Annotated in this window: 13 protein-coding genes and 2 pseudogenes; 5 read left to right on the top strand and 10 right to left on the bottom strand. The window is 61.1% G+C overall.

The genetic code is table 11. From position 1 onward, the window contains the following. Window positions 1–863 precede the first annotated feature (863 nt). Complete coding sequence (locus IVB46_RS12510) at window positions 864–1,181, top strand: hypothetical protein (RefSeq protein ID WP_247316062.1); 318 nt, start codon at window positions 864–866, stop codon at window positions 1,179–1,181. Window positions 1,182–1,622: 441 nt separating this feature from the next. Here IVB46_RS12510 and IVB46_RS12505 read toward each other — a convergent pair whose 3' ends face one another. The 10 genes and pseudogenes from IVB46_RS12505 to IVB46_RS12460 form a co-directional block, all read right to left on the bottom strand. Then, on the bottom strand, window positions 1,623–3,239 hold the full coding sequence (locus tag IVB46_RS12505; protein ID WP_247316060.1) for an efflux transporter outer membrane subunit: 1,617 nt from the start codon (window positions 3,237–3,239) through the stop codon (window positions 1,623–1,625). A gap of 166 nt (window positions 3,240–3,405) precedes the next feature. Next, window positions 3,406–4,707, bottom strand: coding sequence for a biotin/lipoyl-binding protein (locus IVB46_RS12500; RefSeq protein WP_247316057.1), 1,302 nt, complete (start codon window positions 4,705–4,707; stop codon window positions 3,406–3,408). Beyond that, window positions 4,704–5,033, bottom strand: a complete 330-nt coding sequence (locus IVB46_RS12495; RefSeq protein ID WP_247316054.1) for a DUF3302 domain-containing protein — start codon at window positions 5,031–5,033, stop codon at window positions 4,704–4,706. Before IVB46_RS12495 ends, IVB46_RS12500 begins: the two co-directional genes overlap by 4 nt. 302 nt (window positions 5,034–5,335) lie before the next feature. Next, entirely contained in the window at window positions 5,336–7,780 is a 2,445-nt protein-coding gene (locus IVB46_RS12490; protein ID WP_247342874.1) for an arylsulfatase, read from the bottom strand. 48 nt (window positions 7,781–7,828) lie between these two features. Continuing rightward, a complete protein-coding gene (locus IVB46_RS12485; RefSeq protein WP_247316050.1) occupies window positions 7,829–8,035 on the bottom strand; it encodes a hypothetical protein in 207 nt (68 codons plus the stop codon). Between the two features lie 198 nt (window positions 8,036–8,233). Continuing rightward, window positions 8,234–10,723: an arylsulfatase gene (locus IVB46_RS12480; protein ID WP_247316047.1), complete on the bottom strand. Its 2,490-nt coding sequence runs from the start codon at window positions 10,721–10,723 to the stop codon at window positions 8,234–8,236. A gap of 744 nt (window positions 10,724–11,467) precedes the next feature. Continuing rightward, window positions 11,468–12,274, bottom strand: coding sequence for a hypothetical protein (locus IVB46_RS12475; RefSeq protein ID WP_247342872.1), 807 nt, complete (start codon window positions 12,272–12,274; stop codon window positions 11,468–11,470). A gap of 147 nt (window positions 12,275–12,421) precedes the next feature. Continuing rightward, window positions 12,422–13,876: a DUF1254 domain-containing protein gene (locus tag IVB46_RS12470; protein WP_247342870.1), complete on the bottom strand. Its 1,455-nt coding sequence runs from the start codon at window positions 13,874–13,876 to the stop codon at window positions 12,422–12,424. A gap of 52 nt (window positions 13,877–13,928) precedes the next feature. Continuing rightward, window positions 13,929–14,305 (bottom strand): annotated as a pseudogene (locus IVB46_RS12465) (sulfatase-like hydrolase/transferase); the annotation flags it as partial. Between the two features lie 562 nt (window positions 14,306–14,867). Next, complete coding sequence (locus IVB46_RS12460; RefSeq protein ID WP_247342868.1) at window positions 14,868–15,275, bottom strand: Ig-like domain-containing protein; 408 nt, start codon at window positions 15,273–15,275, stop codon at window positions 14,868–14,870. 491 nt (window positions 15,276–15,766) lie between these two features. On the opposite strand from IVB46_RS12460, the gene IVB46_RS12455 reads away from it, so the two are divergent. The 4 genes and pseudogenes from IVB46_RS12455 (at window position 15,767) to IVB46_RS12440 (ending at window position 18,777) form a co-directional block, all read left to right on the top strand. Then, the gene (locus IVB46_RS12455; protein ID WP_247342866.1) at window positions 15,767–16,390 is read left to right on the top strand and encodes a nucleoside deaminase; all 624 of its coding nucleotides are present in this window, start codon (window positions 15,767–15,769) and stop codon (window positions 16,388–16,390) included. A 434-nt stretch (window positions 16,391–16,824) separates the two neighbouring features. Then, window positions 16,825–17,157, top strand: coding sequence for a hypothetical protein (locus IVB46_RS12450; protein ID WP_247316043.1), 333 nt, complete (start codon window positions 16,825–16,827; stop codon window positions 17,155–17,157). 58 nt (window positions 17,158–17,215) lie between these two features. Further along, window positions 17,216–17,558: pseudogene (locus IVB46_RS12445) on the top strand (haloacid dehalogenase-like hydrolase); the annotation flags it as partial. Between the two features lie 211 nt (window positions 17,559–17,769). Continuing rightward, window positions 17,770–18,777, top strand: a complete 1,008-nt coding sequence (locus IVB46_RS12440) for an AraC family transcriptional regulator (protein WP_247342864.1) — start codon at window positions 17,770–17,772, stop codon at window positions 18,775–18,777. Window positions 18,778–18,825: the final 48 nt, after the last annotated feature.

Here is an 18,825-nt window from a genome sequence, read left to right as displayed (position 1 = left end):
GTGATTGAGGAAGTTGATCGCCGCGAAAGACGCGAGCGCACATACGAGGGCCGCCAGCACCACTAGTCGCAAGTCGTGTTCGTAGGCGATGCAATTGTATATGGTAAACATGCGGATAGTGCCCGTGATATATCTTGGTGAGTGCAATTTTATCCGCACCGTACTATCACCACCGTTGTGCAATGCTGAATACGGCAGCCGCAATCGCCACTATGGTTATTTTTCTCTGACATAATCCGCCCGTTCGTCGATTGAGCGGTCAACGATTTGATAAGGATGGGATTTCGGCACCGGCGTCGTGCGTATGTTCGCTGGCTCTCGGCGAACCTGGTCGAGCTCATTCAGACCGCCGTCACACGTCCGACCTCCGACGTAAGGCCGCCGGCGTTTGTCAGTTGTCCCGGGCCGAGCTTCAATAGCGCATGCCTGCCTCACCCGCCACAGGTGGTCAGGCAGTCAGGATACATTCACTGCCGCCATAGTTGCGGTAGGTCGCGACACAAAGTGAGGCTGATGCCCTCGCACCATCGGCGAGACTGCAACAATTACAGTTGCGAGACCCGCGCATTCCCAAAAATGGGCCGGAATTCATGTCGGCAAGTGATGAGGTTCACAGGATGGAATTCATCTGTCCTCTTCCGGATGAACTCACTTGTAAGATGTGACCTCGCGTTTCTCGGTCAGCTTGATCATGTGCGCCGACGGCGTGTACCGGCCTTCGCCGTATGACCGGCATTTTAGCGTCGCCTCAAGTTTTCTCGATCGGCATTGGTCGCGGTTCCCGCGACATCCTTTGCCACCTGCCGGTCACGACTTCCGCACCTTGCAAATGCGAACCGACCCGTTTCTGACCCGGGTACCCAATGGCAATTGCGAAGGTCCGCGCGCCCGCGATCATCGGCGAGTTCGGTCAAGCCCAGACCGAGCTTGTCGGAAAAGCCGTGATCCTCACCGACGGAAAGGCCGGTATCGTAGAGAGCGTTTGGGTGGACGAAATGCACGGCCTGCGAGGCTCTATCCGAGGCCACGATGGGAAATGGCCCCATCTCGGCCATCAAGCTCGCACCGAAGGGGCGAGATGGTTCAACGACGAAAAGACGGGTCCGCTGCCTCTTCTGTGTCGTGCGCGCGCAACAAGGTTGCTATTCTTCTTTTCGGAACAGATTTTTGAGCCGTGCTAGGCCGTGACCTGTAAATGACAGGCGGCCGACTCTAGCTAGCAGACTGCAGACTGCTAGAGCGCGTTTTACGCGCGGCGACGTGAGGGACCTATCGCTCCATCCAAAATTGATCACGAACCTTGGTAGCGACGCTAAAAGTGACGCAGCAGCAGAGAAGTCCAAAGATCGGATTTCGCGAGATTTTTGAGGGTTATTCGATTTTCGACTTTTTGAAACACTATCTGCCAATAGCCGACGTGGCGGCTCAGCTTCGTCAATTGAGCTGGCACGTCGTAATCGAGGCTCCGGCATCAGCATAGGGATCCTGACCGTCACCGGACGGGTAGTGGAGGTGACGCCGAATGTTTCGGGTCAGATTGTAGCCATTCCAGTCAAAGCCAACGGCGCTCGCGATCCTTAGATAATCGCGCATTGCGCGGCTGATGTGTCTCCTGCATGGTCTCACCATTCGGGAGGCCGAACCGTCGGTCCGATATCTGCCGGAGTGGGAAGACCGGGCTCCCGCGGCTGCGGCTCGCCGGCTGGCGGCAATAGCTGTCCCCAATTAGTCCGTGCTCGCATCTGGTTGACCGTCGCAGCCGTCACGAAATAGCTGTCTTCCCGTATCTGCCATCCGCCCCCGAGCGCGCGGTAGATGGCGGTCGCAGCGAGCGCGACATTGGCCAAGGCTGTCGCCACACTGCTCTCCGCCTGAAACAGATTCTGCTCGGCGGTCAGCACGGTCGTAAAATCTGTAGCCCCTTGCTCGTACTGTTCGGTCCCAATTCTCAAAGCGCCGCGTGCAGCTTCAGCGCTTTTGCGCAGGTATCCGACCTGGATCCGCGATTGCAGAAACGCCGAAATGCCGTCGTCCACCTGCTGCTGCGCCTTGAGGACAGTGTTTTGATAATCGACCAACAGCTGTTGCAACTTCGCGTCCTGCAGACGCACGCTGTTGGTGATCTGTCCATAGTTCAGGATGTTCCATTGAAACGACGGGCCGGCGGCATAGGTCACGCCTTTCGCGCTGACGATCTGCCCGAGGTTGTGGCCATTGGCGGTGCTGGCAGCGCCTCCGAATGTGCCGGTGATGCTTATGGCCGGATAAAGCTGCGCCTCGGCCACGCCGATCTGGGCGTTCTGGGCCAGAGCGACAAGCTCGGCGACGCGAACGTCCGGCCGGCGGCGGAGCAGGTCCGCCGGGATTCCAACCGCGATCGTGCTGGGCGGCGCAGGTATCCTGCCTCTCGATCGGGCGAGCAGCGCATTCAGCGAGATGGGTGGGATGCCGAGCAGCACGCAGAGCGCGTGCTGTCCTTGTTGCAACTGGATAGTCAACTGTGGAATCGCTGCCTGCGTCTGCTCGAGGACGTTGCTCGCCTGGAAAACGTCACGTTCGCTGGAGCCGCCGCCTTTGAACTTGGCTTGCGCGATCTTGAGGCTTTGCTCCTGCTTGCTGATGTTGGAGCGGGCGATCGCGATCAACTGCTCGGTGGTGCGGATGCCGATATAGGTTGCCGCGACGTCACCCAGAAGCGTAACTAGAACGTCGTCGTAGCTTGCGATCGAAGCAAGATAGGCGCCATCGGCGGACTCAACGCCACGCCGAAACTTGCCCCAAAAGTCCAGTTCCCAGGCAGCCTGCGCGGCCAGCGAATCGGTCCAGAATTGAGTGGGTGTGGCGTTCGGAAGGGCGAGCGGCGTGGCAGCGCTGGGCTGGGTGTAGATCAACGAGCCCGTCCCCTGCTGCACCTGTGGATAGAACGAGCCGATGGCGATGCCCAGCGCAGCCCGGGCCTGCAACACGCGGGTCCCGGCGCTCAACAAAGTGAGATTCTGGTCGTAGGCAATCTGGACGAGTTGCTTGAGCGTAGGATCGCGGAAAGCCATCCACCAATCGCGATAATCCTGGTGACCCGACTTGATCGAACGGCTGTTCGCGCCAAGAAACTTGTCCGTGATCGGGGCCGCTGGCGGAATGAAGTCGGGGCCGACGGCACAGGCAGCCAAGGGCAGAACTAGCGCCGCCGACAGGGTGCGGCGCGCGGCTCCGCGTTGGACGCGACGGAAACTCCCCATTCCCGCAATCTCCCTTGAGTTGCCCAGGGGCGCATTTTCAATTTATCAATTTTGAGGATCACTCGCACCAAAGCGTCCGCAGCGTTGAGATACAAAGACGCTCGCTGCGGCATTAATGTCACATGCAAATTCGGCAAATTCATCCGGGCAGCCAACATGGCTCCGGCTAGGCCTTGGCCACGGTCGGCGCGACGTACAGCAGCCATTTCTTCATCCGCATTGCGACCTTGGAGATGATGTGAGTCGGCTTGCCGACCTGGGTGTAGATGGCGGCACTTCCCCCCGAACCGATCGACAGATTGCGCGAGACGGCCGAATCGTCGAACAGGATCTTGACCGCATAGGCGCCGGTCGATCCAACCTTTGCGGCAGTGGGAATATCTCCACTTGTGGTGAATTGACCTCCACCCGAGGCGGGAATCACGGCGTTCACCTTGCCGGTGAACAGACGGCCTGGATAGGGGTCGAGCACCAGCTCCACGTCATCCCCGAGCTTCACATTCGCAAGCCAATTTTGAGGAAACACCGCCGCAACCGCAATGTTTGACGTGTCGATGAAGGTCCCAGCTGCTGCGAGTGGCATAGGCACCAGCATGGTCCCCACCTGAACCTGCCAATTCACTACGTATCCGTCGGCGGGCGCCGTCATCCTGCACTGCGCGAGGTTGAAACGCGCGTCCCCCAGTTGAGCCTCGACACCGGGCACATTGCTCTGGGCCACGACTATAGCGAAGGCCGCCTGACGCGCCGCAGCTTCTGTCTGCTGCATGGCCGACTGCGCGGCCGTGAGACCGGCCGATGCCTGCTGCTCGGCGGCCTGCGCCTGCGTGACGGCGGCTGCGGCCTGTTGAACGGCTGCATCCGCCTCCTGGCGCTGCTGCTTGGCCTCGGCCACCTTGAGCTGGCTGATTGCGGCGACGTCCGCTCGTTGAATGTTCAAGGCGATCTGTTCCTGCGTCTTGGCCAGATCGGCGGCCGCTTTCGCCTTGTTGAGACTGGCTTGCGCATTGGCCACGGCCGCCTTGGCTTCATCGATCGCGGCCTGAGACTGGGCGATCCCGGCCTTGGCCTTCGCCACATTCGCATCCCCTGCTTGCGCGCCAGCCTGTGCTTGTTCGACGTTCGCTTTTGACGCCTTGAGCTGGGCCTCAAGCTGATCAACAGTGTACTGGTACGGCGCCGGGTCGATCTCCAGCAGCAAATCGCCTTTCTTCATCGGCTGGTTCGCCTCGGCATGCACCGCCTTGACCTGTCCCTTCACATACGGGACGAGCTGAACCACATACTGGGTTGTCACCAACTGCCCCGTTAGCGGCGCCGACTGCGTCCACGCCACCACTACCCCGCCGATCATGAGAATGCCGGCGAGGGCCATGCATGCGATGAGATAGGGCCGCGGCTTCAAATGCAAAACCTTGAAGAGCACGAGCACGACGGCGCAATAGATCACGATCAGGAATGCGATCACCGCGGTGTCTCCTCGGATGAGACCTTGTGCAAAGGAGTTGGCTGCTGCGCGACGCTGTCGTGTTCATCGCTCTCCTTCGTTCTCGAAGCGGCCGACCAGGATGGAGTAATGAAGGCCCAGATCAAAGCCAGTGGCCACAACAAGCCCCCGGTCGCCAGGCCGATCCAACCGGCGGCGTTAACCGCGGAAGCCTGCGGATGTCCCCATTTCCGCGCGAGTCGGCCCGGCAATTGCCCCAAACTCACAATTGCGATCACCGCCACCGCGATCAGAACAGCAAACACGACAAATGCGAAGGCGTCTAAAACGCCGAATGTGGCATCCATGACAACAGTCCTCTTTTCGAATCTCGCGGGTGCCTCGGCGTGCGCAGACGGCGCCTCGCTGTAAAGCGAGCTCAACGTCTCTCTTCTGGATATAGAAAGGATCCGCAGCTACTTGTAGGCGGCCTGCCGACCCCGCGCCTCCTTGAGCTTCTTCACGTTTCGCCACACCTTCTTCCGCGCGAAGGTTCGGTTGGGGAAACTCTCCGAAAGGGCTTGATCGGTTCGGGTCGTGTCCCCGATCAACGCATGTCGCCGTCATTCTGCTTGCCCGACCCTTGCGTAGTTGCGATGGCGGATTTGGCTTATTTCCAGATGTCGACCGCGACCCTGGCCCGCCGGATCTGCACCTCGTCCTCGGCGGTAAACGCCGTGTCGGCGAGCCGGATGAGAACGCGTTCCAATGTGCCGGTGAACTTGAACGGCACGGCGTAGTCCTCGCTCACCGGCGTGCCGGTGTCCTCGCCGACGTCGAAGGTCTCGTCGAGCGAGACGCGAAAGGCGTAAGTGCGGTCGATGCGGCCGTCGGCAACTGTCTTGCTGTCCACGCTGAGCGTGACCGTGCCGGCCTTGCCGAGGCCGCCGCCGTCGTATTTGAAGTCCACCAGGATGAAGTGCTTGCCGGGAGCGAGCTTGTCGTTGCCGGCGAAGGCGAAGCGCTGCACGCCCACCAGATTGTAGTGGAACACCGGCCTGCCATCGAGCAGATAGAGACCCCAGCCGTTGAAGCGTCCGCCCTGCGTCGCAATCACGCCGTTCGCGCCGCCGGCGGGAATCTCCACCGTCGCGCCGATCTTGAACGACTTGTTCTTGAGGTCCGGCGCGGTGCCTTCGGGAATCCGTATCTGACCGGGGAGGTAGGTGAACACGTTGCGGCCGCGCGTGAGGCTCGGGCGGATCCTGACGTCGAAGCGCTCGACCGTGCTGTTGTCGAGCGGGAGCACGTCGTATTTGGCGGCCTCGATCCAGAACAGATCCTGCAGCTCGCGCAGCTTCGCGGGTTCTCGGTCGGCGAGGTTCATCGCCTGGCTGAAGTCGTCGGCGACGTGGTAGAGTTCCCACTTGTAGTCGTCCACGTCCGGCTTCATGCCCGCGACGACCCAAGGCGCCACAGGCGGGGTGGTGGCGGCGACCCAGCCGTCATGGTAGATGGCGCGATTCCCCAGCATCTCGAAATACTGGGTGCGGTGGCGCGACGGCGCCTTCGCGTCGTCGAACGTGTAGACCATGCTCACGCCCTCGATCGGCTTCTGCGGCACGCCGTTGAGCATTGCGGGCGCCGGCAGGCCTGTCGCCTCGAGGATGGTCGGCGCGATGTCGATGACGTGGTGGAACTGGGTGCGAATGCTACCCTGGTCTTTGATCCGCGCGGGCCACGAGATCACCAGCCCGTTGCGCGTGCCGCCGAAGTGCGAGGCGATCTGCTTCGTCCACTGTAACGGCGTGTTCGTGGCATCCGCCCAGCCGACCGGGAAGTGGTTGTAGGTTAGCGGGCCGCCGAGCTCGTCCATGCGCCGGAGGATCTCGGCGAAATCTTCCGGGATGTTGTTGGCGATGGTCATCTCGTTGAGCAGGCCCTGCGGCGTACCCTCGGCGCTCGCGCCGTTGTCGCCCTGGATGTAGATGACAAGCGTGTTGTCGAGATCCCCCTGCTCGTCGATTGCGTCGATGATGCGGCCGATCTGGTAGTCGGCGTGCGTCAGCGCCGCGGCGAAGACCTCCATCATGCGGGCGTAGACCTTCTTGCGGTCGGCGTCGAGCGAGTCCCACGCCTGGATTTCCTCGGGGCGCGGCGTGAGCCTGGTGTTGGCAGGGATGATGCCCATCTGCTTCTGCCGCGCGAAGGTCTCCTCGCGCAGCTTGTCCCAGCCCTGGTCGAACTTGCCCTTGAACCTGGCGATCCATTCCTTGGGCACATGGTGCGGCGCGTGCGCGGTGGCGGGCGCGTAGTACTGCAGCCACGGCTTATCCGGCGCCATGGCGTGCAGCAGGCGGATGCGCGCGATGGCCTTGTCGGCCATGTCCGTGTCGAAGAAGTAGTCCTTGGCGTCGTGCGGCGGCTCGATCGGCTTGATGCCCTCGAAGAGCGCCGGTGCCCACTGGTTGGTATCGGCACCGACGAAACCGTAGAAATAGTCGAAGCCGAGCCCGGTGGGCCAAAGGTCGAACGGACCGGCCTGGCTCGATTGCCAGTCGGGCACGTTATGGTTCTTGCCATACCAGGCGGTGGCGTAGCCGCTCTGTCTGAGCACCTCGGCGAACGTGCCGGAGCTCTTCGGCATGAGCGAGTTGTAGCCGGGATAACCCGTGGCCAGCTCCATGACGACGCCGGTGGCGTTGGTGTGGTGGTTGCGTCCGGTGAGCAGCGCCGCGCGCGTGGGCGAGCAGAGTGCCGTGGTGTGGAACTGCGTGTAGCGCAGCCCCGCCTTTGCCAGTCGCTCCATCGTCGGCGTGGGGACCGGGCCGCCGAAGGTGCTCGATGCGGCGAAGCCGACGTCGTCGGTCAGAATGAGCAGGATGTTGGGCGCGCCCTTGGGCGAGCGGACCTCTTTCGGGAAGTCCGGCGTGGAGTCTTTCGCTTCGCGGCCGATGTGGCCCGTGAACGGCGGCGGGAACGGCGGCAGGTATCTGCCGTCGACGGTGGGCGTCGCGCCGGCTGCACCTGATGTACCGGTGCTCTGCTGGGCGATCGCCGGAGCGAGGGCGCCGACGACCACCAACCACAAAAGAACCGCTAGCTTGGTCCTCATGGCCTCTCTCCTTCGGGTTGATAGCCAACCCTGCACGTCTTGCACCGGTCACAACTCTTCCCGCCCGGGCTTCACCGTCAGCTTGCCGATCTTGCCGGTGGAGCGGAACGGCACCTGGTGGTCCTGGTCGTCCACCGGCGTGCCGGTGTCGAGGTCGATTTTGAAGGTCTCGTCCCGCGGGAGGACGAGCGGCAGGCGCGCCGCATCGGATGGCTGTCCACGACTTGGCCGTTGGAATCGCTTGCCATCTGTCATGCCAAGTCCCCTGTGGATTCGGCCCCAAATCGGGCCGGACGACGTGGCAATAGCCACCGATCTGCGTGTTCACCGGCACGCGTCTGAGATGGAAGGTGGCCGATCCCGACCGCCAGCGGCACCGTCTACCGGTTGCCGCCGTCGGCCTCCCAATTCGCCGTCAGGATCGGCCACTCCATGAAGGCAGGCCTGGGATGCCTACTTCGCGACCTGCTGCCTCCCGTAGATCAGCTCGCGGTCGAACGGCGTCAGCTCCTCGGACCCGAGCTTCATTGTCAGCTTGTCGATCGTGCCGGTGAAGCGGAACGGCACTTGGTAGTCCTGGTCGTCCACCGGCGTGCCGGTGTCGAGGCCGACATTGAAGGTCTCGGTCCACGGCAGCCTCACGGCCACGCTGCGCGGCATCGGATGGCTGTCCGTGACCTTGCCGTCCACCTTCAAGGTGCCGGTGCCGCCCTTGCCCAAGCCGGGGCCCTCGGGTTTCCAGTCGAACTCCAGCGTGTGCTTGCCCGGCGCGAGCGCCTCCTTGCCCTGCCATTTCACGATCGCGAGCTGGAGCAGGTTCCAGGTGAACACCGGCCGGCCCTTGAGGAGGTAGAAACCGTAGCCGCCGAAGTGCCCGCCGTCGGTGACCAGCATGCCCTCGGCCCCGCCCTGCGGAATGGTGACGTCGGCGGTGATCGTGTAAGTGCGATTGAGCACGGAGGGCGCGCCGCCAACGGCGGGGAACGGCACGTTGCTCAATTCGCCCGAGTAGGTGAAGACGGTGCGGCCGGAGGCGTAGTTCGGCTTGGCCGTCGAGACGAACCTGCCCAAGGCGTTAGTGTCCAGCGGGAAGACCCGGTACTTCTCGGCCTCCATGATGAACCGTTGCTGCATATCGCGCAGCTTGTCCGGCATCGTGGCCCCGAGGTTGTCGGCCTGCGTCCAATCCTTCTCGAGGTCGTAAAGCTCCCACTTGAAGCTGTTCATAACGTCCGGGTTCGGCGGCCTCAGCTTGAGGTCCCAGGAGCCAAAGGCCGGTGGCGCCGAGGCGATCCAGCCGTCGTGGTAGATCGCGCGCGTGCCGAACATCTCGAAGTACTGCGTGATCCGTCGCCCCGGCGCGTTCGCGGTGTCCCACGTGTACGCCATGCTGACGCCCTCGATGGGTCGCTGCGCCACGCCGTTGACCATCACCGGCTCCGGCAGCCTGGCCGCTTCGAGGATCGTCGGAACGATGTCGATCACGTGGTGGAACTGGTGGCGGATGCCACCCTTGTCCTTGATGCGCGCGGGCCAGGCCATGGCCATGCCGTTGCGGGTACCGCCGAAGTGCGAAGCCACTTCCTTGGTCCACTGGTACGGCGTGTCCCAGGCCCACGCCCAGCCGGCCGCGTAGTGCGGGTAAGTCTGGTTGGTGCCCCAGACGTCGTAGAACTTCATGTTCTCTTCGACCGTCGGGTGGATGCCATTAATGCCTGCGAGTTCGCTATAGAGGCCGTGGAGTGTGCCTTCGGCGCTGGCACCGTTGTCGCCGCTGATGTAGATGATCAGCGTGTTGTCGAGCTTGCCGGCATCCTCGATCGCCTGGATCACACGGCCAATCTCGTGGTCGGTGTACGCCAGGTAGGCCGCATAAATGTCGGCTTGGCGGATGTAGAGCTTCTTGGCTTCGGGGGTGAGCGTGTCCCACGTTGGCAGACCCGCCGCACCCGTCGGCCAAGCGGTGAGCTGGGCGTTGGGCGGAATCACGCCGAGCCGCTTCTGGTTGGCGAAGATCGTGTCACGCAGCTTGTTCCAGCCCTCATCGAAGAGGTGCATCGCGCTGATCTTGTCCGCCCACTCCTTGGTCGGATGATGCGGCGCGTGCGTGCCGCCAGGCGCGTAGTAGATCATGAACGGCCGGTCGGGCTGGACCTCGTTCAGCATCTTGACCCGCGCGACCGCCTCGTCGGCCATGGCGGTGATCAGGTTCCAGCCGGGCTTGCCGAGATAAGGCTCGATCGGCGTGGTGTTGCGGAACAAATTGTTCGGCTGCCACTGGCTGGTGTCGTCGCCGATGAAGCCGTAGTAGTAGTCGAACCCCTTGATCGGCCCGGTCGGCCAGTCGGTGAACGGGCCGGCCTGGCTCGCCATCCACATCGGCACGTTGTGGTCCTTGCCGTACCACGAGGTGTCGTAGCCTTGCTGACGCAGAATCTCGCCGATCGCCACCGTGTCGCGCTGGATCGTGCCGTCGTAGCCCGGGTAGCCGGTGGCCTGGTCGACGACGACGCCGGTGGCCACCGAGTGGTGGTTGCGTCCGGTGAGCAGCGCGGCCCGTGTCGGCGAGCACAGCGCCGTCGTGTGGAAGCGCGTGTAGCGCAGGCCCATTTGCGCGATCCGGTCCAGCGCCGGCGTCGGGATCACGCCGCCAAAGGTGCTGGGCGCACTGAAGCCGACGTCGTCGGTCATGATCAGGAGCACGTTGGGCGCGCCTTTGGGCGGCACGACGAGCGCCGGCCATGCGGGCTTCGAATCCGCGGCGTTGGGGCTGATCTGGCCCTTGAACGGCTGCGGCGGATTCGGCAGGTACCGGCCGTCTACGGTGGTCGTCGCTGGTCCGGGCGAACCGGGCGTGCCGGTCGTTTGCTGAGCTCCTGCAGAAGCGCAGGCCAAGGCCGTCAAGATGGCGGCCAACATCAACGTATTCGTGTTCCTGCCCATGGCATTCTCCTACGTTGTCAGCAGATTCGCAGAGCTTGATAGTCGGCCAGTCGACACGCGGGGTCTCGGACCGCCACGTGCAGCGAACGCATCCTCTGTCGGTTTCTTGTTCAGTCACCTTACTGAAGGTGGCAGGCCCCGACTATGCAATTTCGGCAGCATGGCTTTCTCCTGAGCTGGGCACGATGTCGCTGCTGTCTAGATTCGGGCAAACCAGCCGACCCTTCGTAGCGGGAGCCCTGTTCGGGTGACCGACGAACTGGCTTGCGCAGTTGGTGCAGGGAGACAGCAATGGCTCAAGTGCGAAAAAGTCGGTGCCCAGCGGTTACAGCAAGTTGCAGGAGTGCTCGCGTCATACCAATCCGGTATAAGACCGGACAACTAGAGTTTCGCATGCCGACTATGCAGATCCGGCTCATGCGGGATGGGGAGCCTGCGGTCGGCATGACGGTGTCCCTCCATGTTCTGCACTCAGTTCTTCTCTTTCCCAGGTGGCGCCTTGGATCCGAAATGCACGTCGACGGATCCGTCGGCGAAGCGCCAGTTTCCATCACGACACCTTCTCGACATTCGGGTCTCGCGCCGCATGTGCGCAGCATGATTTAGTTCTCATGATGCGCGGTTTCTGCGAGGTGTTTCTACGAGCGCACACGGTGCTGGAGTTTTCACACGGCCAAAACCCCGAGCGGAAGACGGCGCCCCTCTTTATGTGGATGAAGGGCGTCCAGCGCTGTTGCGGCTGCGTCACGGCTTGAAGCTGCAGGCGCCCTCCTTGCATCCGTCGTAGCCGTTGTCGAACTCGTCATACACAAGCCAATTGAAGCCGTCAGGCGCCGTGATCACGAGTTCCTTGTCGAGCACCACCATCCGGTACTTCCAGCCGTCGGCCTTCCTGAACTTGTCGCCGAGAGTCTTGAGCGCGTCGTACGTTATGCCGGGAGGGTGGGTCTGCATGACCCACGGCGTGCCCTCCTTGTCCTCGAGGACGAAGACCGGCTTGCCTTTCTCGTATCTGATTTGCGACTTTCGATGCGCCGGGATCGGGTGGTACGGGGGTAGGCCGCCGCCCTCTCGGAACTTGTAATCTTTCGGAACCTTGCCCTCGCCCCCCCAGCGGGTTTCGTAGCGCCCGAAGGTCATCACTGGACCCAACGGGGTTGTGTACGAGTCCATCGTCCAGAACCGCGGGCCCAACTTGTGGACACCAGAAACGTCGTACTCGGCCTCGAGCTTCTTGGGGTCGACCGTGGCCCAGAGGTCTGGCGGGCAACTGGTCATCTTGTCGGGGTTTTTGTTGAGGCCCATGCTGTTGTAGAAGACCACGGTGAAGCCGGTCCCCTCGTTTCCGGAGATCAGCCAAACCTCACAGAACCCGACGTCGCGCAATGACGTGGTGGTTACTTCGGTGGGATTCTTGGGAATTGGAATCGGCTTGCGTGCGTCCGCGCGCTTCGCATCCTGGGATCCAGCGTCGGGTGCTGCGAGCAGCAGGATGGCAAACAAGGCCAGCAATGAGCCGGCTGCGCTAGCGTACTTCGATGTTCGCTTCATGGTTGTTCTCCTCTCAAGGGGCATTTTGGTTTCCACACGAATCAGGTTTACGGCGATCGACGTGGGTGGTCCTTTCTTGCCCGTTACGTCCCGCGTCGGGCGGGAGCACGAGCTGGCTCTGCGCCCGGCGTAATCCCTGTCGATGCCTCACGACACCTTCTCGACATCCGGCAATGTCCAACTCTTGTCGTAGAGCGACTTCTCCGGCCCGTAGAGGCGGAAGAGCAGGAAGAAGTCCTGGCCAGTAGGCAGCCAGTTCGACTCAAAGCCGGGGGGAGCCTTTGGCCCGAAGTAGATGTCGATGGAACCGTCGGCGTTGGACTTGAGTTCGGCCTTTTCGTAGGATGAAGTGCCGACGCGCTCTGACTTGGGGATGAGGGCGGCAAAACTGTCTTTGGTGCGGCTGTAGACGATGACGGACCAGAACTCGGCGGCGGGGGTGTCCTTCGGAACACGCAGCCGGTACGTTGACGAGCCGTCAAACAGCTTGCCGTCCTTGTCGCGCTGACCCATGAGATAAAAGGTGGCTTTGCCCAGATGCTTGGGTACCCAGGTCGCCCAGAACGCGAAGCCGCCCGCCCGATGATCGAGCAGATACTGATCCTTGAACGCAAAGTGGAAGCCCGATTCCAGCACCTCCCTCGGAAAGTTCGGCGCGCCCCACTGCCGGTCGGACCAATAGGGCGCAAAGCCCTTGCCCGGCGTGATGAAGTATTCCAGCATCTCGGCGTAGGCGAGCGTGATGGCCTCGTCGAGCGCCTTGGCTGCCACGGGATTCGGCTTGAACGGCTTGTCCTTCTCGATACCGATGGTGGGCAGCATTCCCATCATGACCAGGTCCTGAGTTTGCACCGGCTCTTCGTTGACGACCGCCGCCAGGTCCTCGAACCAGCTCAAGTTGTAGTGCGGCAGGGTGTCCCAAGTCTTGGGGAAGGCGTCGATATACCGATTCGGCTTCGGGTTCTTGGCCTGGGACAATGGATACGCCTTGAGCTGTTTGGAGTAGGCGACGGCCTCCTCGAGGGTGCCACCCTTGATCTGGATGGGGCGCAGCGCTGTCGAGACGTGATAGGTCGCGGGCCGAAGGACGAAGTAACCCTTCGGCACCTCTCCTTCATAACCCGGAGGCAAAAACAGGTATTTTCCGCCTTTGCCCTTGTCTTCCCCTTCCGGCCCGACATCGACGATGGGCACTTGCCAGGTGTCAGTCGCTGTGCCGAAGAAGACCACCTTGGGGCTCGCGGGCGGGACCTCGAGGACCATGGGCCCGCCCTTCGTGTTCATGAGCGAAAAGACGTACGGGGTTTGATTGTTCGGCGTCAGGAAGCCGTGCCGGGAGACCATCGGCTTCGAGAAGTAAATGATGTCTTCGTTGACGACTGCGCCCAGCTGGCTTTTGGCACTCTTGATCAGGCCCATCATGCTAGCGGCCGGCGCGCCCCAGATCACGGCCTGCGCGCCGCGCTGGAAAGCAAGCTGGTAGGCCAACTCGTCGCCGGCCTGCAACTGCTTGCCAGTGACCTGCTGGGCATTTGCGGCTGGTGTCAACGCCGCACCGAGTAGAAGCCCGAGGATCGCAACAAACTGCTTTCTCATGCTCATCGGATACTCCTTTGTTGCTGCCGGCTCAGCATTGTCATTTTCGCGCGGCGTTGCCGAAGCCCTCCGAGTGGTGGTTCCGCCCGGTCAGCAGCGCGGCCCGCGTCGGTGAGCTCAGCGAGGTCGTATGGAAGTTTGTGTACCGCAGCCCGATGGCGGCGATGCGGTCCAGGGTCGGTGTCGGGATCACGCCGCCAAAGGTGCTGAGCGCGCTGAAGCCAACATCATCGGTCATGATCAGAAGCACGTTGGGCGCGCCCTTCGGGGGGTACGACCCGTGCCGGCCAATAGGGCTTCGTTGGGATCGATCTCGCCCCTGAACGATTGTGGTGGATTTGGCAGATAGCGGCCGTTGACGGTGGTCGTCGCGCCGGGCGAGCCGAGTGTGCCGGTCGTTTGCTGGGCTCCCGCGGAAGCGCAGGCAAAGGCCATCAAGATGGCGGCCAATATCAACGTATTCCTGCCCATGGCATTCTCCTACGTTGTCAGCAGATTCGCAGAGCTTGATAGTCGGCCAGTCGACACGCGGGGTCTCGGACCGCCGCGTGCAGCGAACGCATCCTCTGTCGGTTTCTTGTTCAGTCACCTTACTGAAGGTGGCGGGCCCCCGACTATGCAATTTCGGCAGCATGGCTTTCTCCTGAGCTGGGCACGATGTCGCTGCTGTCTAGATTCGGGCAAACCAGCCGACCCTTCGTAGCGGGGACCCTGTTCGGGTGACCGGCAAGCTGGCTTGCGCAGTTGGTGCAGCGAGACAGAATGGCTCAAGTGCGAAAAGTCGAAGAAAGGCATAGCAGTGCGGTGCCTCATCTGCGTCGAAGGAAGGCGCCGGCTACTAGCTCGATACGATTGATTGCACGGCAAACCGATTCTCTGCTTAGAGGCTCCCAACGCAGTGCTTCGCAGCGACGAAGTCAAATCCTCCGAAGTCCCGGGCCACGCCAGGGTCTTCCAGGTTGAAAAATACGTGATCCGCCGTGCCTTCGGGAGCTGCTCAGCGAACTGTCGCATTCATGGTGATCACCGACATTCCAGCGGGGCCGTCGATATCCTTTCCTGTCGCCTGTATCACGAACGTGTCTGTGCCGGTAAAGCCCGGGTTCGCCGTGTAGGTGTAGGTGGACACATTCACCATGTTTACCCTTCCGTTCGAGGGCGCTTGCGTGATGGTGGCGCTTAGGATTTCACCATTCACATTGAGCGAGAAGAGGCAGGTGCCGCCCGGGGAAACATCAAAATAACCCGTCGCAGGAAATCCCCAGGTGGATGCACTTCCGATCACGGGGCACTGGGTCTGCGCCTGCGCCGTTACGAAGAAGGCGAGCAATGCCAATGTTGTGCCGATGCCGGTGGCCGCAACACCCGCCAGAAGGCCATGCCATAATGCGCGTCGAACTTTCATTGGCTTCCTCCATTCGGTCTTGCCAACTCGACTAGAGTCCAGCCGGAGGAAACGTTTCGTGCTATGCGATTTCGGCAGCTTAAGTTCGCGCATCACCGTTCGAGGTCCGGAGCCTCCAATTGTGCCTCCTCCGCTATGGCGGCCTATGCGGTTTCGGCAACCTGTGCTGCAGTCGATCGGAGTGACGTTAGCGCGCCTTTTGAGGGGAGTGTTGTCGCCCTTCCACGCCGTTGGAAGCACAGGGAGGGGGCAACTCGCCCACACGTCGAAGGACCACTTAAAGGCCGTTCGTCCGCCCCGGGGGCCTCGTTCGGAGAATTCCGAATCTGCATAGTCAGCCTTGCGACCCGACATTAGCTTTGCATGGCTTATCGGTAGGCAAAGCGGGCTGACATCCCTTATCGAGCGCCATCGCGCGGCGTTCGGCGAAAATCCATCAGCGACGCTGCGACGCGCGCTGATGGACAGCGCGAGAACGGAGCGCAATGAGAATGCCCGATTCAGAGTCCGATGCGACCATGATGCGTCGTTGCGTTGCTCTTGCCCAATCTGCGGGGCAAAGTGGGGAGTACCCCTTTGCCGCCGTCATCGCTCGGCGGGGCGAATTCATTTGCGAATCCCTCAATATGGTCAGAGCCGAAGGAGACGTTACGCGACACGCCGAGATGGTTGCCATTGCCTCCGTCCAGAAGAAGCTCCGCACGACAAGCCTTGATGATTGCACGCTCTATTCAACCATTGAGCCCTGTGCGATGTGTTCTTATGCCGTCCGGGAAACCAGGATCGGACGAGTGGTGTTCAGTTTGCGGTCACCGCTCATGGGCGGCCACTCGCGATGGAAGGTTCTGACCGATAGTAACCTGTCCTCGACATTGCCCGAGGTGTTTGCTCCGCCGCCCATCGTCCTGTCCGGATACCTACAACACGAAGTTCAGACGGTGTTCCAGAAACGAAATCCGCTGAGCTGGCAATTTATCAAAGCTCGAAGGGTATTCGTCGAGAGTTCCGGTCTTGAGCATATCGACATTTCGAGCACCAAGTCGCGGCTCGGCCGCTGGCCCAGTCTCGCAAACTTGGCCAGGGCTGTGGTTCTCGATCGGCTTTGGCGTGGTTAGGGATCATCACATCCGCGGCGCATGATCCCGGCGCGCCGCAGCCGCTGGCTCCCGATCTTATCTTCTTTCTCCGGCAGACATCGGACCGACGGTTCGGCCTCCGAGAATGGTTTGAGTCTATGCAGGGTCCGTCGCGATCTGCAATCGGCGATCAGCTGAAACCTCCGCTCTGAAGAGAGTAGAAGCGATGGTCGCCCCCGGGCAAGGTTTCTCAAAGGGCAAGTCGTTTCCCGATTCAACGTTTGCGAGATTCCGAATCTGCATAGTCATGCGAACCTGGCATTAAGACTTGATTGCTCTCGGCAGGCGGGCGATCGGCGTCCGATAGCTGCCAAGTCTTCGTTAGTCTAGCGATCAAACTCGGAAAGGCTGAAGATGAGAGACTGGAGCCCCTTTTGGGGCCAGCCTGAATATTAGATCGAAGGGATGGTGTTATGAAACGTTTATCACTGGCCATCGGCATGGTGGCCGCGCTCGCGGCTACCGGTGCATCGGCTCAATCGCTTAACCTGACCGGCACTTATACGTGCGTTAACATGTGCCGGGGAAGCCTACCTGCCCATATCACGCAGAACGGACCTGCACTTAATCTCTTGACCGAAGGAGGCATACCTGCACAAGCATGGCCGGACTGGTTTGCGCCGACAAGCCGGATCTGGATTGATGCCTTCAACGATGGTGCGGTTTATTCCCCCGATGGCATGGTCATTCAGTTCGACAATGGGACCATCTGGCAACGAGGTTTGTCACCGCGACAGCGAAGATAAAGACCGACAAGCTCGTCCCACCCCGTTAGTGCCAAGATTAATCATGGTGTTGCCCTGATCATCCCCTGCTTTCGCGCGGACCGATCCTTTGCCGTCCTGGAGCGACACGCCCGCAAAACAAGCCATTGTCGAATTCTTAGGCCGCGTCACCAGAACCGGTAGCGCGGATTCATCGCACCTTCCGATTGCATTGCCATATTCGACAATGCCGGCACGCTTTGAGTGGAGCAACCCAACTCGCCTTCGCGCTCGATCGCATCCGGGCGCTCGCCCTCATGCATCCGGAGTGGAAGGACAAGCTGCCTTTCAAGGCAGTTCTCGAAGGCGACATCAAGATGCTGGCCGAGTCCAGTGAGCCCGGCCTTGTCGAACTCATCATGGCTACCCACGCAGGCATGACTGTGGCGTCACAGACCGGGCATTGATTTAAGTCAAGATTCCGCCGATTGATCAGAGGTATTAGAAAAGCTATATTACAACCGCGATTTCGGGTCGCCGCCATCGCACGGCCTATTTTGCTTTTGCGATCCGAAGCTCAGTCCTCCTGACGTCCGTCGCCGTAACACCGGTTGTCTGACCAAATAGTAATTTCTGTCTTGGGGGAGAACAGAAATGGCGTTGAGTAGAGTTCTTAGTTTTACCGATCCGTCGGCGTGCCAGCAAGTTATTCGGTTTGCCGACGTCGAGTTATATCCGATAGCCAAAGGAAGTTTTCATGCCGAGCTTACACAGATCGGCATGAACAGGCTCTGGATGCATCGATTTCATATCGCCCTGCCACAGGTCAATACTGTCGCGGTCAGGCCCGGCCGTACATCGATTGGCTTTCTTACCGAACCTGAGTCATCACCATTCCTGCACTGTGGCTTGGAAGTCTTGCCCGGCGACGTCGTCGTGAACCGGCTCGACATCGTACATCAACGATCCGAGGCTGACCTTCATTATGGAACGATGTCTCTTCCGATCGATGATCTGGACGCCGCTGCCGAGACAATAATGGGGCTTGAGTTTCTGAAAGCGCCGCAGAAACGAATTATTCGCCCGAATTCTGCACTGATGCTCCGACTCTTAAGACTGCACAAAGGCGTTGGGCAGCTTGCGCATGACACTCCGGATATTCTGGAGTTACCCGAGGTCCTTCGGGCGTTGGAGAATGAGCTCACTCACCTCATGGTGAGGTGCCTTGCCGAGGGCGCCGCCATAGAGCCGACCGCCGGCAGCCGTCGTCACGACACCATCGTCGCGCGGTTCGAGGAATTCTTGGAGACAAATCCGGACCGGCCGCTCTTTCTTCCCGAAATTTGCGCAGCGATCGGCGTCGCGGAGCGGACACTTCGCGCCTCCTGCGAAGAGCATCTCGGCATGGGACCAATCCGCTATCTCACCTTGCGCCGAATGCACCTCGTGCGGCGGGAGCTCCTGCGCTCGGATCCGTGCGAGGCCACCGTCACGCAGATAGTTACAGGCCACGGCTTTTGGGAGCTCGGGCGCTTTTCGGTTGCCTACCGCGCACTGTTCGGGGAGCCGCCGTCGTGCACCTTGCGGCGCCCCGCGCACCAACCGGAAGTCTATTTAAAACGCCCGTCAGCGCTCGCAGCCACGAACTTGCAGGTCGCTTGACTGTTCTCCTAACGTCCACTTTGCTCTCAAAGGTGACTTCGGACGTGA

This window comes from Bradyrhizobium sp. 61, assembly GCF_023073075.1.
In the GTDB taxonomy this organism is placed as follows: Bacteria; Pseudomonadota; Alphaproteobacteria; order Rhizobiales; family Xanthobacteraceae; genus Bradyrhizobium; species Bradyrhizobium barranii.
The sequence above is the reverse complement of the archived record's forward strand: the minus strand, read 5'-3'. Positions and strand labels throughout refer to the sequence as shown.

Excerpts from the sequence above, each read along its gene's own strand:
- IVB46_RS12510 (WP_247316062.1), top strand. The coding sequence starts at position 864 with ATGGCAATTGCGAAGGTCCGCGCGCCCGCGATCATCGGCGAGTTCGGT.
- IVB46_RS12505 (WP_247316060.1), bottom strand. The coding sequence starts at position 3,239 with ATGGGGAGTTTCCGTCGCGTCCAACGCGGAGCCGCGCGCCGCACCCTG.
- IVB46_RS12495 (WP_247316054.1), bottom strand. The coding sequence starts at position 5,033 with ATGGATGCCACATTCGGCGTTTTAGACGCCTTCGCATTTGTCGTGTTT.
- IVB46_RS12490 (WP_247342874.1), bottom strand. The coding sequence starts at position 7,780 with ATGAGGACCAAGCTAGCGGTTCTTTTGTGGTTGGTGGTCGTCGGCGCC.
- IVB46_RS12485 (WP_247316050.1), bottom strand. The coding sequence starts at position 8,035 with ATGACAGATGGCAAGCGATTCCAACGGCCAAGTCGTGGACAGCCATCC.
- IVB46_RS12480 (WP_247316047.1), bottom strand. The coding sequence starts at position 10,723 with ATGGGCAGGAACACGAATACGTTGATGTTGGCCGCCATCTTGACGGCC.
- IVB46_RS12475 (WP_247342872.1), bottom strand. The coding sequence starts at position 12,274 with ATGAAGCGAACATCGAAGTACGCTAGCGCAGCCGGCTCATTGCTGGCC.
- IVB46_RS12470 (WP_247342870.1), bottom strand. The coding sequence starts at position 13,876 with ATGAGCATGAGAAAGCAGTTTGTTGCGATCCTCGGGCTTCTACTCGGT.
- IVB46_RS12460 (WP_247342868.1), bottom strand. The coding sequence starts at position 15,275 with ATGAAAGTTCGACGCGCATTATGGCATGGCCTTCTGGCGGGTGTTGCG.
- IVB46_RS12455 (WP_247342866.1), top strand. The coding sequence starts at position 15,767 with ATGCCCGATTCAGAGTCCGATGCGACCATGATGCGTCGTTGCGTTGCT.
- IVB46_RS12450 (WP_247316043.1), top strand. The coding sequence starts at position 16,825 with ATGAAACGTTTATCACTGGCCATCGGCATGGTGGCCGCGCTCGCGGCT.
- IVB46_RS12440 (WP_247342864.1), top strand. The coding sequence starts at position 17,770 with ATGGCGTTGAGTAGAGTTCTTAGTTTTACCGATCCGTCGGCGTGCCAG.